This is a genomic window from Jeotgalibacillus terrae (genome assembly GCF_016908195.1).
Classification (GTDB): Bacteria; Bacillota; Bacilli; order Bacillales; family Jeotgalibacillaceae; genus Jeotgalibacillus; species Jeotgalibacillus terrae.
In genome coordinates this window covers 196,611-209,713 of record NZ_JAFBDK010000003.1, presented here as the reverse complement: position 1 = coordinate 209,713, position 13,103 = coordinate 196,611, and the positions used below count along the sequence as shown (strand labels likewise).

Sequence of the window (13,103 nt, the reverse complement as noted above, 5' to 3'; positions counted from 1 at the left end):
TTTAATCGGATGAACTATATAAATATGATAAGGCAGGCGGTTACCATGCATATTCTAGTTAATAAACTAATCAATATGAAAAACATTGACTCTCAAAAGCAATTTGAAGAGGAGTTTAACGAATGGTTAGCTGAAAAAGGTTACATCTCTCAAAATGAACAGTCCATGATATTGCCTGAATCCGCTTCAGCAGCTCAAGTTGGAAGCGGTACTGCAGTGTTTCATCGTGAGTATTCCCCTGATGTTAATAGTCTTACAACAAAAAGGCGTTATTTTTTGGCGAGAACGTGGGACTCAAATTTACCTGTCATGACTTTATTTGGAATGAATCCGAGTACTGCTGCATCCTGCTCGAACGATAATACTGTAGAATTTATGATTAAGGTTGCAAAGAAGAATGGTTGTGGCTCCTTATACATAGTTAACACCAGCCCTTATATAAAAAGTGCCAGCACGACAAAGAATGATTTTGTATTGGATGAAGAAGCGTGGGAGTATATTCAATTTGCTATTGAGCAGTCATCCTTAGTGGTTTTGGGGTGGGGGGAGAATGGTCAGAAATTTGGAATCTCAAGATTAAGTGATCATTATCCACTCAGAAGTTTGTTAGCAGCTCATTCAAGTAAGTTAAGAGTTTTTGATTTTGGGGGACAAAAATCAGGAAAGATCTTTCCTAAACATCCATTGCAATGGCCACCGTATAGTGAAGGTCATTCACTAAAGGAATTAAGAATAGAAGAATTTAATAGGATTATTCCAATCTAAATAGTTTTAACCAGTAACAATAATTAATTTAAAGGAGACTAAATAGATGATCTATGTAATCAGGCACGGCCAAACTGACTTAAATAAAGAACGAAAAATGCAGGGAAGAATGGGTTTGCCGTTAAATGAAACCGGACTAGAACAAGCAGACAAATTAAAAGACGAGCTCAAAGATATCAATTTTGATTTTGTATTTTCTTCTCCACAGGAAAGAGCAGTTCAAACAGCTGAAATCGTAACAGGACTTAAAGCTAAAACAGATGAAAGGCTTGATGTATATGGTTTAGGAGATGCTGATAGAGTACCTGTCAACGAAGTGAAAATGGCTGGACTGCTACCTGATGCAAATGTTTATAAAGGTGTTGAAGATCCGAACCACTTTGTTCAGCGGGTCTTCGAATTTATGAACGAGCTTAAAAGACATACTGTTAAAAGAGAGATCAATATTTTAATATCAGGACACAGGTGTACAAAAGGCTGTATTGGTGCATTCTTTGAAAGGTTACCTGCTAACGGTAACATCCTGAAATTCTCATCCGATACTGGACATTTTAAGGTTTATCAATTTGGTGATAGATAAAGGACTCGCTAACTTATTACATGAACGGACAGCTTTTATAAAAAATGAGTTAAGCTTCTTCAAAGGTGTACTACTTGAGCTTTAATGTATTTGAAAAAAGAACCTCATTATTTCAGAGGTTCTTTTCTGTTGGAGTAAATATATTCACACCACGGAAAAACAACCTTTTCATAATAAATCAAAAAAATATAAAAAAGGTCCAACACTTCCCCACGTTGAAACGTTATCTATATGAAACTACAAAAAAGTGAGTGAAGCTGATGAATGCAAGTGAGGTGTATCTGGAATTAGAGACAGATCTGCGCAGGTTTGCGCGGTCAATTGCACGGCATGAGCAGGAGGCGGATGATCTGATCCAGCAGGCTGTAATGAAGTCACTTGCTCATGAAGATCTGCTGAAGGGGCTGCCTGTATATAAGCAGCGGGCCTGGTTTTTCCGGGTGATGAAGAACCAGCTGGTTGATGACAGGAGAAAGGAACAGCGTCTGACCGGCTGGGAGGAGGACTATGATCAGTTTAAGTTAGATCAGCGTTTTACTCATATAGAAGTGACTGAATTACTTTCAAATCTGTCGCAGGAGTACAGGGATATTGTGTTTAAGCGGTACTGGATTGGATTATCGAGTCAGGAGATTGGTCAGCAGCTTCATTTGCCCGCTGCCACTGTCCGCTACAAATTAAGTCAGGCATTAAAACAGCTGAAAAAGAAATTGGAGGAAGCGTAAATGACAAAACAGAGGATTGGTAATATAGGTGTTCTTAACTTAACGAAGGTAGATGAAAAAACGATTTCAGGCATTGAAAGTATCGAGAATGTCGGGTGTATCATTTACTCCCGTGAAACAGCTCATCTTCAGGCTGCTTTAAAGGTTCAAAATGTAGGGGCGAGTATTGAAATCAATGGCGACTATCAGACGATGACAGGAGAAACGGTTTTATCACGCGGCTATTTCCAGTCACTGACCTCTCCCGTTCAGATGTTAGCTGTAGGCAGTGTCGTACTTGATGAGGATATCGAGGAAGCGGATCTGGAGGGTAAAGTTGATGGACTTTTTGTTGTGGGGGTCTTGTACACACCGGCACATTTACAGGGGATCATACAAAGCAAGGTAAAGCATATGACAGGCATGTTTGACACGTATCAAGGTGAAAAGCCGCGACTGATCAATGGGAAGCTCGAGCTGACAAATGCTTATCTTGATTCTATACAAACATCTGTGAAGCTGACTGTTAACGGGAAGCTGACACTTGAGAAAGATCTATCTATGGAAGCTTTTAAACAAAAAATTGAGCACCTGACTGTGAATGGAATCCTGTATTACCATGAATCGCAGGAATCAGTTGTATTCTCTGTCCCGAATACAATCAGCGGGAATTCCGTTAAGATTCCAGAAGGTTTTAGTCTGCTGACTTCAGCCCAATCGTACTCTGCGCGCACACTGCGCCGATTAAATGGAGCGAAGCTGATGACGACGCATCCAATCTATTTTGAAAAAGACGTTACGCGTGAGATGCTGGAAAGAGCGATTGACCGGATCCAAACCACTTCTATTGTGGTAGTAGACGAAAATCTTGAGGATCTGCTTTATGAAAAAACGAATCTTGAGGCTGAGATTTTATCCTATGAAGGACAATATGTACTGATTGAAGACGAAGAAACATGGGTGACAGAAGAATATGCGGCGTATGAAAAACCGGTCACACTGATCGTGGCAGGAAAGCTGCACTTTGGAGAAGATCTGAGCGCCGACGAGCTTAACATCATTATTAAAAACATTGATCTTTTAGGAACCATTGTAGCAGCAACGCCTGAGATCAAAGGTACTGTCAAATCACTCTTGCGTCTGAATGATGGCAGTGTGGAAAACCCTGATCAGCCTGCTGATGACGAATATGATGTCGCTAACTACGGTGAACTTAGCTTATAACAGGAAAGCAGGTGGAGCGATGTATTATCATGACAGAAATCTTGCGGAAAGCATGATGAATGACCAGCAGAGGCAGATTGAGGAACAGAGGCTGGCAAAGCGGATTAAGAAGCGGAGAGGGAACATAAAATAGATACTAATGAGTTGATGTACGAACCGCTTTTGAGAGGGTGACGGGTTCTGTTAAAGAGTACTTTTTGTGAATTGGCAGTAAGAATAGTGTGGTAAATTGAATGAAGAAAGCATCTCAATTTGAGGTGCTTTTTTGTAATGGTGTTGAAGGTTTTATTAATTTGTACATGTGCCTAAAAGCATAGTGACGATATAGAAAACTTAAAACGAATGGAAATATTTATGTTAACCTAAATATAGAGAATACAAAGAGTTACACTTGGATTAACGGGCAGGTTAGCGAAAGAAGAATTATTAAAAGTCAGTATAGACAATCAAAAGTAAACTCTGATTTTAAAGGAGTTAGCAGAGTAAAAAATCTTTTATTAGAGTCACAACATAAATTAAACTGTGCAATTGCTAAATAAGGTAATCGCTTCTTTCAATGTTAGAAAGCACTTATAAATAACCCCTAATATTGCACGAAGCCTATGGTGAAATTTATAAAACATTTGATTTAAATTTTTGTTTTTTCGAGGCAGACTTTGAAGGGGGAATTTTTTATGGAGTATAGGGGAGCCAAGGTTTATGATCAAGAGGATTTTTTTTCTAGTTATATGAAGAGAAGGGCAAGAAAGGATAGTCCCAACAATGCAATCGAAAATCCTATCATTTATGAGCTTATCGGAGACTTTCAAAATAAGAGTATCTTAGACTTGGGTTGTGGTGATGCATCATTTGGGAAGGAAATACTTAATCAAGGTGCTAATTTTTATACAGGAGTAGAAGGTTCTGCACAAATGGTAGCATCTGCAAATCTTAATCTCCTAGATGAAAACGGAACAATCCTTCACGATACAATGGAATCATATAGCTACCCAATGAAAAATTACGATATTGTAACATCACGGTTTGCAATACACTATGTTTTAGATATTCAATTACTATTTAAAAATGTATATAACACTTTAACCGATGAAGGTAAATTTGTATTCAGTGTACAACATCCCCTAACTACTTCATCTTTTCTCAGCAAACTAACAGGAGATAAGAGGGGAAACTGGATAGTTGATGATTATTTTATCGAAGGAGAAAGAAAAGAGCCTTGGATTAATCAAACAGTAGTTAAATATCATCGAACCATAGAACACTACTATGCAGCCCTTACTAAATCAGGCTTTATAATAAATGATTTACGTGAAGGGGTTCCCAAACGTGAACATTTTAGTAATGAAAAAGAATACGAGAGAAGGCTGAGGATTCCTCTAGTATTAGCTTTTTCATGTACAAAGTAACTGAAAAAATATTTGTTACTGAAAGTACCAAATCCTATATTGTGAACAAATGCGCTTCAAGTAACGGGGACTTTAGTTTAAGGATGCTAATAAATATACTTTGGCCATTCTTCTAAGAAAGGCTTTTCTGATCATTTCTTGAATAGAAATAATCGTTGGGTGGGATATTCCAAACATGCAAATTACAAGAAGAAAACCCTAAGCTGCAAAATGGCTATCATTTTCATTTGTTTGAATTTTAATTAATGGATTTGATAAGTTTAATCTAATTATTTTTTGGGGGACAAAATGTTGAGAACCAACAATTTATTTATTTTATTTGCTGCGGTGATTGTTATACTCACGGGTTGTCAGTCATCTGCGAATACAGTAGAAGAGATACAAATGAAGAGTGAAGAAGAACAACAACAAATTTTAGATGGTTACACATATGAAGATTATAAGAAAGTTTTTGAAGAATCTGTTTCAGAAACAGATTCCTTGGAAGCTGATGCTCAGTTAAAGAAGTGGGTCATAAGAACATTAGCTCAAGAAAAGCTGTATTATGAAACAGATTTAACTGACAAACAAGTAATTGAAATATCAAAGGAAGCTATGCAGGAAGATCAAGTGTGGAAAACGATCGCAAAAGACGAATATGGTGTTTCTGTAACTGAAGAAGAAATTGATACGTTCATTGAACAGGGACCAGATACCAGTGAGTTACCACAACATCTTGCTTACGCGGATGCTCTAGACTTGTCTCTTGAAGAACTAAATCACAACTTTGACAGAGACATTTATGAGAGAAACGTCATTTGGTTAAAGTTGATACCTGAATTAAAAAAGAAATATGATATAACCAAAAACAATGAACTGGTTGAAAAATACGAAGAAGAAGTGGAAGCTAAGCTAGAAGGAATTTAAAGTGTTCAAAGTATCGTTTTATGATAAATCTATAATGTACTGAATAAAAAAATAAAATATATTGATAACTAAAAGCACTTCTATTGGAGGTGCTTTTTTAGTATGTTTTAAGCAACATTTTATATAGTAATTTTAAGAAAAGTACTTGTTGTGAAAAAACCCGCGTACTGTGAGTAACGGGTTCTGTTGACGAGTACTTTCAACCAAAATGTATATAAAAATGACCTGCGAATTGTATGTTAATTTGCAGGTCTCTTTTTGATGTATATTTATTAGCCTTTTTTAACTAAAGCTATACTTTGCTTTAATACCAAGATACTTCAGTCATCAATTTACTTCGTATTATTAAGTTTATTTATTTCTATAATTAAACAAACCAATAAACCTGAAACAACTCCGAAATAGATCGCAAAAAGCGCTGTTTCATCTGATGCATTCATTGCACTACCTATAAGAAGACTACTTATAAAACCAAGTAATCCACCAACAACAATTCCAATTAATATTCTTATTATCATAAAAGCCCCCCTTTAAGTTTTACCTATATATTAAACCCTTATCGAATATTACTGCCCCGTTAGTTTAAGTGTAAATCTTCACATTCTCTTTATTTAGTTTAACACAAATATTTCCATTACCTTGTAAAATTCTTATATCGGTATGTTTTTATTAACATAGTCAAATTAAAAAAACCTATAAAACCATAACAAAAAGCACCCCAATCCGAGGTGTTTTTTCATTCAATTGAACACATTTTGCACTACAAATTAACAAAAAGTACTCATCAACAGAACCCATTATACTGTGAGGGAGCGGTTTTAATTTCTATAACTGTAGAATCAATTTCTCTAGTAATGTCTCAGGTTTAGCTGAATGTAAGTATTATAAGCACCGATTAGGATAAAAAAAGAGTAAATATTATACAATCCAATAAATACTGGAACCTCTCAATCAGTGAAGTTCCTTTTTCAATCGAAAAGCCTCAATTCACGATAAAGCTATGGTAAATTAATTTCTATCAACAGTTTTACATTTTAAAATAACCAACTTCAACAAAATGTCCGCTGCAACGGACATTTTTTAGGGAAGCGCTTTCTTTTTGGTGAGTTAAGATATAAACACAAGGAGGGACACTGTGAATTCAAAAGATAATCGTGAACAAGAGCTGTTATTGTTTTTGTCAAAAAATCAGGATTATGTGACATCAGAGGATTTAGCAGAAATCCTCCGGACATCTCAAAAAACAGTATACCGTCTAATCAAAAAAATTAATGATAAGAGTCAGTTTGATTCGCTGATTGTTTCTGAAAAGGGCAGGGGCTACAAGCTGGATTATGAAAAGTTCATCAATGATCAGAAAAACAATCACTCATCAAAAGGAGATTCCTTTTCTCCTGATGAAAGACGCAAGCGCATTATGGAGGAGCTGCTGTTATCTTCGCCAAAGGCTCTGAAAATCCACCAGCTTTACAATGACTATTATGTGGGTGACTCAGTCATTTTCAGTGATGAACAGGTAATAGGGGATGAGTTAAAAAAGTTCGATCTGATTTTAGAAAGAAAAAACAGAACACTGGCAGTAATCGGAGCAGAAGCGAATATCAGAAAAGCAATCAAAGAGAGCAATGAGATATTTAATGTGATTGATATTGATGATTTGAAAATGAACCAGGAGCTTAATTTCAATCAGTATGATGTGTTATTTATACTGGATCAATTAAGACAGATTGAAAAGGATTTGAATATTACGATTCCTTATCCATATAACGTCAATATCTTCTCTCACTTGTATATTTTGCTTAGCCGCTCCAGAAAAAATCCGACTTTTGTGTTTACAGATCAAGTATCCCAAGAGCAGACGGACAGAATGAAAAGAGACTCAATCCTTTATGAGGTGTCTAAATCAATCGTTCACCGACTCATGAAATATTTAAACCAGACGCTCCCTGATATTGAGGTTTATTTCCTTTATCAATACTTAGTCTCATCCAGAATGCAGGGGACAATGGTTACGACATCCAACTTGTCCTCAAAAGTGGTTCAGGTGACTGAAGTATATATCGAGGAAATGAGTTCGAGGATTGGCATTACAATAGACAACCAATCACTCTTTGTTGATCTGGCAAATCATATTAAACCAATGCTGAACAGACTCGAACATAAAATTCGAGTAACAAACAGTCTGCTCAGTCAAATAAAAGTGACTTATGATGAACTCTTTCTAAACGTAGCAATCGTCTCCGCGCTGATAAGTGAAACATTCAATTTGCCTGCGATTAACGAGGATGAAAATGGGTTCATTACACTATACTTTGCGAAGATGATTGAAACGAGTCAGCACCAGAGACCCATTAAAACGTTGATCATGTGTACCACAGGCATTGGCACTTCAGAATTACTGAAGGCGAAAGCGTCAAAAAAGTTTCCTGAGTTAGACATTGTGGATTTAGTCGCCTCACGAAATGTTCAGAAATTTGAAGAAAAATATCCGGATGTTGAATTAATCCTGAGTACGATTCAGGTTCAGGGAGACCAGTCGAGCAAATCCTTGCTAGTCAGTGCAATGTTCACAGTGGATGATCAGAAGAGATTACAAAGAAAAATAGAGGAGATCTATCATGGTCGGTAAAAATTTATTTCAATCTTATTTTGACAGTCATTTTCAAACGAAAGAAGATGTGTATGAATGGATTGCCGAACATACATCTCAGCAAAGATTGACAGTCATTGATCAGTTTGAAGAAAGAGAAAAGGCTGGAAGTTTCCTCATCGCAGAGCATGTTGTACTGCCACATATCGAAAGTGAAGAGGTTGAAGAAAGTCAGATCATGATGTTCAGACTGGCAAAGCCATTTGACTGGGATCAGGAGTCAACAGATGTTCAACTGATCATCGCACTTGTATTGAAAAAAGACGAAGAGATTGGTACCAAGAAAAAGATCTCGCTATTCATGCGCTCTTTAGCAGATGAAGCGTTTATAGATGAATTATTACATGCAGAAGAAACCACATTCCATCAAAAAATTATTCAATTTCAGGAGGAACGATCATGAAAATCATTGGTGTAGCAGCTTGTACAGTAGGAATCGCACATACGTATATCGCGCAGGAAAAGCTTGAGAATGCAGGCAAGAAAGCAGGGCATGAGATTTCAATCGAAACGCAGGGCACGATTGGAACGGAAAATGAACTTTCAGCAAAACAGATTCAGGAAGCGGATATCGTCATCCTTGCTGCAGATGTAAAAGTATCAGGTCGTGATCGCTTTGAAGGAAAACGTGTTATTCAAGTGCCAACAGAAGTCGCTGTCAAATCACCGAATAAATTGATCAAAAAAGTTGAAGAAGTAATGGCGCAGAAACAATAAAATCTTATTCACGTCGAGGTGTAAGTAATGGAAATCACTGAACTGTTAAATGACCATACAATCAAAACAAATATGGACGCAAAAAGTAAAGAAGAAGCGTTAAACGAGCTGGCAACGTTACTGCTGGATCATGAATACATCACTGACATTGAAAGTTTTATGAAGGATATCTACGCAAGGGAAGAAATCGGCCAGACGGGGATTGGAAATTATATTGCAATCCCCCACGGCAAGAGTAATTTTGTTAAAGAAATCGGTGTTGCAATCGGGATTAATAAAAGTGAGATTCCATGGGAGAGCCTGGATGGGAACGGCGTGAAAGTGATCATTCTTTTTGCTGTCGGTAACGACAATGAAGGTGCGCAAAACCACTTGAAATTGTTATCAATGTTTGCCAGGAAACTCGGTAATGATGAAGTCATTGAAAAGCTGCTGCTGTCAGAAAAAACGGCTGATGTGAAAGAGGCTTTTGCAAATTAGGTGTTAATCTACCTTTTAATAATTGAAAATTCAGTTAAATGAACAGGGGGTTCAAAGATGGGAAAGATCAAAGAGTTAAATCTGAAGGGGCACTTGCTAACGGCGATTTCGTTTTTAATACCGATTGTATGTGGTGCCGGCTTTTTAATTGCGATTGGTATGGGATTTGGCGGTTTGAGTCAGGGTCAACTGGTTCAGGGGGAATTCGAGATTTGGGATGCTTTAGCAACAATGGGCGGAGCGGCATTAGGTCTCTTGCCGATCGTCATTGCGACAGGTATTTCTTATTCGATCGCTGACAAGCCCGGGATTGCACCAGGATTTATTATCGGCTTAGCTGCAAACGCAATTGGAGCGGGCTTTATTGGTGGGATTCTCGGCGGTTTCTTATCAGGATACCTTGCACTGGCGATCCTGAAACACCTCAAAGTGCCTAAATGGGCAAAGGGTCTAATGCCAACACTGATAATTCCATTCTTTACTTCGATTATTGGCGGGCTCATCATGATCTATCTGATCGGGTCTCCAATTGCAGCATTTACTTCATTACTGACAGGTGCATTGAATAACCTGGGATCTACTTCATTACTGGCGTTTGGTGGAGTTGTTGGGTTGTTGAGCGGAATTGATTACGGCGGTCCTATTAACAAAACAGTGTTCGCTTTCGTATTGACGATGCAGGCAGAAGGTGTCAATGAACCAATTACAGCACTTCAGTTAGTCAATACAGCGACTCCAATCGGTTTTGGACTAGCTTACTTTATCGCAAAAATGTTCAGGAAAAACATCTACACACCGATCGAAACAGAAGCGTTGAAATCAGCAGTACCAATGGGTGCAATTAATATCGTAGAGGGAGTTATCCCGATCGTTATGAATAATATTGTTCGCTGTCTAATTGCAACAGCAGTTGGTGGTGCTGCAGGTGGTGCTGTATCTATGTCACTTGGCGCAGATGCAACGGTACCGTTTGGTGGACTATTAATGCTGCCTACTATGACTAATCCATGGACAGGCGTGGCAGCACTGGTCGTTAATATTCTCGTGACTGGATTCACATTAGCATTGATTATGAAGCATAAAACACAGGAAGAAATCAGTTTGAAAACAGATGACGATGATGAAGAGGATGACATTGATCTTGATGATTTTAAAGTGATTTAAGTAGCAGTATTTTATATGTAAGGGAGAAATGAATGATGAAAAAAGTAGAGTTCTCACCATCACTAATGACAATGGATTTGGATAAATTCAAAGAGCAGATAACATTTTTAAATCATCATGCAGATTCATATCACGTAGATATTATGGATGGACACTACGTACCCAATATCACGCTGTCCCCATGGTTTATTGAAGAGGTCCGAAAGATCAGCAGCCTGCCAATTTCCGCTCACCTGATGGTCACCGACCCAAGCCTGTGGGTACAGAAGCTGATTGATCTGAAATGTGAATGGATCTGTGTCCATGCAGAGGTACTCGATGGACTGGCATTTCGTTTGATCGATCAGATTCATGATGCAGGATTAAAAGCAGGTGTGGTGATTAATCCGGAAACACCGATTGAAACGATCTTTCCGTATATTGAATTAGTCGATAAAATCACCGTTATGACGATTGATCCGGGATTTGCAGGACAGCGTTTTATCGAGAGTACATTAGACAAAATCGTAAGTTTAAGAAAGCTGCGTGAAGATAAAGGATTTCAATATGTGATCGAAATGGATGGATCGTCAAACCGCAAATCATTTAAACGAATTGATGCAGCGGGTCCGGATATCTATATTGTAGGACGCAGCGGTTTGTTTGGGCTTGATGATAATATTGAAAAGTCATGGGAGATCATGACAAGGGATTATGAGGAAATGACAGGTAAAGTGTTAAATTATACATGACAGCAAAAGCGACGAGGTATATCCTCGTCGTTTTTCAATTAGTTCCTTAAGACACACGCTCCCTCACACGTTCCACCGCATCGTTAATCGGCTGAACATCCGGCATGTCTGTTGGTTCATCTGACAGTCCATAATCAGATTTCAGTTCAATAATACGTTCGACACTCTCATTGATTCTCTCTTCAGTAATCTCACCGCTTTCAACAGCTGCTTTTAACCGATTGACTACAGCTGGAATGAGCTCAGGGTTATGTGCAACAAGCAGCAGATCACCGCCAGCTTTTACGGTTTGTAAAGCTGCCTCCTCCACACTGTAATTGTTTGTGATCGCACCCATTGTTAAGTCATCAGTAATGACCACACCGTCAAAATTCAGATCCTCACGAAGGATATCTGTGATTCCGGCTTTGGACATAGATGCAGGGTACTCGCTATCAATCTCTGGCAGAAGGATATGTGCAACCATGGTTACATCAGCATTTTCAGAGATTGCTGCTTTAAATGGAATCAGCTCAAGTGATGCGAGTTCATCGTAACTTTTATCGACCAGCGGAAGTGACAGATGCGAATCCTCGCTTGTGTCTCCATGGCCGGGGAAATGCTTGATCACAGAAATCACACCTTTATCCTCAATGCCTTTCATTGTCTGGATACCGAGCTGTGAGACAATATCCGGATTGCTGCCAAATGAGCGGTTGCCGATAACAGGGTTATTCGGATTGCTGTTCACATCCAGTACAGGGGCAAAGGTCAGATTGAAGCCAAGTGCCTTCATTTGCTGCCCGAGAATCGTTCCGACTTTGTAGGACAGCTCAGGATCATTTACCCTTCCAATTGAGAGGCTGGTTGGCAGACTTTTGATCTCATCAGGCATTCGGGTTACCCTTCCGCCTTCTTCATCCACACCCATTAAAAGAGGATAGGGGTTATCAGCATTTGCTTCTTTCATCCCGTTCAAAAAATTTACGGTCTGCGCTGTATTTTCAATGTTGTTACCAAACAAAATAATCCCGCCAACATGGTACTGCTTAATCACATCAGTTGTTTCATCAGTCATTTGTGTTCCGTTGACCCCGCTGAAAATCATCTGTCCGATTTTTTCATCCAGAGACATCTCATCAATTGCAGCGATGTCTTCAATATTTTTTGATAAAGAAATATGATCGGCAGCCGGCTGATCTGTTGTATCATCAGGGTTCGGGAACACCCATTTCAGCACATAATGATTTGGGAGGTTGTAAACGAGAATGATCTGATCAGTCTGTTCATCCTGATAGTAGCGCGTCTCATCGGAAGCTCTAAAGGATGTGACATCTTCAAGGTCATAGGATGTAAAGACTGTCTGAAATGAGCGTAGATCTGCTGCGACCTCGTTTGTCACGCCAATATCCAGTTCAGGATAATGATAAAACGTTCCCTCACTGGTATCAGTAATATGATTTGATTCTCCAAGCGTTTCTTCTATTGTATGTATGGTTGTTTCTCCAACCACAATGGGACTGTCGGGAATTTTCCCCTGCGTTGCTAAGTTGAATAACTCGTCTAATGTGGCTGCCGCCTCCTGGGGATCTGAGGCTTCGTCAGCATTCTCAGGAATTGAATCTTTGTCTTCATCCATCTGCCCGGACGATGAATCAGCCTGCTGGCCCTGAGTTTCTCCGTCGGTATGAATAAAAAAGTAAGCTGATACCCAAGCAAGTATAGCGATGAATAACATGATTGATAGACGCTTTAACATGATATTTCCTCCCAATAACTGTGAAGCACTTTTCTTTT

At 38.6% G+C, this 13,103-nt stretch carries 14 protein-coding genes; 12 read left to right on the top strand and 2 right to left on the bottom strand.

Annotation, left to right across the window (positions count from 1 at the left end; all coding sequences use genetic code 11):
- The first annotated feature begins 45 nt into the window (after nucleotides 1-45).
- The 6 genes from JOD21_RS04240 (at nucleotide 46) to JOD21_RS04215 (ending at nucleotide 5,585) form a co-directional block, all read left to right on the top strand.
- A complete protein-coding gene (locus JOD21_RS04240) occupies nucleotides 46-765 on the top strand; it encodes a DUF1643 domain-containing protein (protein WP_204728422.1) in 720 nt (239 codons plus the stop codon).
- A 46-nt stretch (nucleotides 766-811) separates the two neighbouring features.
- Nucleotides 812-1,345 (top strand): histidine phosphatase family protein, encoded by a 534-nt coding sequence (locus JOD21_RS04235; protein ID WP_204728421.1) that lies wholly within the window; start codon nucleotides 812-814, stop codon nucleotides 1,343-1,345.
- A 260-nt stretch (nucleotides 1,346-1,605) separates the two neighbouring features.
- A complete protein-coding gene (locus tag JOD21_RS04230; protein WP_204728420.1) occupies nucleotides 1,606-2,070 on the top strand; it encodes an RNA polymerase sigma factor in 465 nt (154 codons plus the stop codon).
- Nucleotides 2,071-3,273: a hypothetical protein gene (locus JOD21_RS04225; RefSeq protein ID WP_204728419.1), complete on the top strand. Its 1,203-nt coding sequence runs from the start codon at nucleotides 2,071-2,073 to the stop codon at nucleotides 3,271-3,273.
- A gap of 674 nt (nucleotides 3,274-3,947) precedes the next feature.
- Entirely contained in the window at nucleotides 3,948-4,679 is a 732-nt protein-coding gene (locus JOD21_RS04220) for a class I SAM-dependent methyltransferase (protein WP_204728418.1), read from the top strand.
- A 291-nt stretch (nucleotides 4,680-4,970) separates the two neighbouring features.
- Nucleotides 4,971-5,585 carry a hypothetical protein gene (locus JOD21_RS04215; RefSeq protein ID WP_204728417.1) on the top strand — a complete coding sequence of 205 codons (615 nt, stop codon included), beginning with the start codon at nucleotides 4,971-4,973 and terminating at the stop codon, nucleotides 5,583-5,585.
- A gap of 332 nt (nucleotides 5,586-5,917) precedes the next feature.
- On the opposite strand, the gene JOD21_RS04210 is transcribed toward JOD21_RS04215, so the two are convergent.
- Nucleotides 5,918-6,103 (bottom strand): hypothetical protein, encoded by a 186-nt coding sequence (locus JOD21_RS04210; protein WP_204728416.1) that lies wholly within the window; start codon nucleotides 6,101-6,103, stop codon nucleotides 5,918-5,920.
- A gap of 617 nt (nucleotides 6,104-6,720) precedes the next feature.
- On the opposite strand from JOD21_RS04210, the gene JOD21_RS04205 reads away from it, so the two are divergent.
- Genes JOD21_RS04205 through alsE form a run of 6 tightly spaced genes read left to right on the top strand, consistent with a single transcriptional unit; the run spans nucleotide 6,721 to nucleotide 11,327 of the window.
- On the top strand, nucleotides 6,721-8,214 hold the full coding sequence (locus JOD21_RS04205; protein ID WP_204728415.1) for a PRD domain-containing protein: 1,494 nt from the start codon (nucleotides 6,721-6,723) through the stop codon (nucleotides 8,212-8,214).
- Nucleotides 8,204-8,638 carry a PTS sugar transporter subunit IIA gene (locus tag JOD21_RS04200; protein ID WP_204728414.1) on the top strand — a complete coding sequence of 145 codons (435 nt, stop codon included), beginning with the start codon at nucleotides 8,204-8,206 and terminating at the stop codon, nucleotides 8,636-8,638. The genes JOD21_RS04205 and JOD21_RS04200 overlap by 11 nt, the downstream gene beginning before the upstream one ends.
- Nucleotides 8,635-8,952, top strand: a complete 318-nt coding sequence (locus JOD21_RS04195; RefSeq protein WP_204728413.1) for a PTS fructose transporter subunit IIB — start codon at nucleotides 8,635-8,637, stop codon at nucleotides 8,950-8,952. The genes JOD21_RS04200 and JOD21_RS04195 overlap by 4 nt, the downstream gene beginning before the upstream one ends.
- A gap of 27 nt (nucleotides 8,953-8,979) precedes the next feature.
- Nucleotides 8,980-9,432, top strand: coding sequence for a fructose PTS transporter subunit IIA (locus JOD21_RS04190; RefSeq protein ID WP_204728412.1), 453 nt, complete (start codon nucleotides 8,980-8,982; stop codon nucleotides 9,430-9,432).
- A 57-nt stretch (nucleotides 9,433-9,489) separates the two neighbouring features.
- On the top strand, nucleotides 9,490-10,596 hold the full coding sequence (locus JOD21_RS04185; protein ID WP_204728411.1) for a PTS fructose transporter subunit IIC: 1,107 nt from the start codon (nucleotides 9,490-9,492) through the stop codon (nucleotides 10,594-10,596).
- Between the two features lie 35 nt (nucleotides 10,597-10,631).
- Complete coding sequence (gene alsE, locus JOD21_RS04180) at nucleotides 10,632-11,327, top strand: D-allulose 6-phosphate 3-epimerase (protein ID WP_204728410.1); 696 nt, start codon at nucleotides 10,632-10,634, stop codon at nucleotides 11,325-11,327.
- A 46-nt stretch (nucleotides 11,328-11,373) separates the two neighbouring features.
- Here the strand turns inward: alsE and nagZ are convergent, their stop codons facing one another.
- Nucleotides 11,374-13,065 carry a beta-N-acetylhexosaminidase gene (nagZ, locus tag JOD21_RS04175; RefSeq protein ID WP_204728409.1) on the bottom strand — a complete coding sequence of 564 codons (1,692 nt, stop codon included), beginning with the start codon at nucleotides 13,063-13,065 and terminating at the stop codon, nucleotides 11,374-11,376.
- Between the last annotated feature and the right edge of the window lie 38 nt (nucleotides 13,066-13,103).

Excerpts from the sequence above, each read along its gene's own strand:
- JOD21_RS04220 (WP_204728418.1), top strand. The coding sequence starts at position 3,948 with ATGGAGTATAGGGGAGCCAAGGTTTATGATCAAGAGGATTTTTTTTCT.
- JOD21_RS04185 (WP_204728411.1), top strand. The coding sequence starts at position 9,490 with ATGGGAAAGATCAAAGAGTTAAATCTGAAGGGGCACTTGCTAACGGCG.
- JOD21_RS04240 (WP_204728422.1), top strand. The coding sequence starts at position 46 with ATGCATATTCTAGTTAATAAACTAATCAATATGAAAAACATTGACTCT.
- JOD21_RS04210 (WP_204728416.1), bottom strand. The coding sequence starts at position 6,103 with ATGATAATAAGAATATTAATTGGAATTGTTGTTGGTGGATTACTTGGT.
- alsE (WP_204728410.1), top strand. The coding sequence starts at position 10,632 with ATGAAAAAAGTAGAGTTCTCACCATCACTAATGACAATGGATTTGGAT.
- JOD21_RS04195 (WP_204728413.1), top strand. The coding sequence starts at position 8,635 with ATGAAAATCATTGGTGTAGCAGCTTGTACAGTAGGAATCGCACATACG.
- JOD21_RS04190 (WP_204728412.1), top strand. The coding sequence starts at position 8,980 with ATGGAAATCACTGAACTGTTAAATGACCATACAATCAAAACAAATATG.
- JOD21_RS04225 (WP_204728419.1), top strand. The coding sequence starts at position 2,071 with ATGACAAAACAGAGGATTGGTAATATAGGTGTTCTTAACTTAACGAAG.
- JOD21_RS04230 (WP_204728420.1), top strand. The coding sequence starts at position 1,606 with ATGAATGCAAGTGAGGTGTATCTGGAATTAGAGACAGATCTGCGCAGG.
- JOD21_RS04235 (WP_204728421.1), top strand. The coding sequence starts at position 812 with ATGATCTATGTAATCAGGCACGGCCAAACTGACTTAAATAAAGAACGA.
- JOD21_RS04200 (WP_204728414.1), top strand. The coding sequence starts at position 8,204 with ATGGTCGGTAAAAATTTATTTCAATCTTATTTTGACAGTCATTTTCAA.
- nagZ (WP_204728409.1), bottom strand. The coding sequence starts at position 13,065 with ATGTTAAAGCGTCTATCAATCATGTTATTCATCGCTATACTTGCTTGG.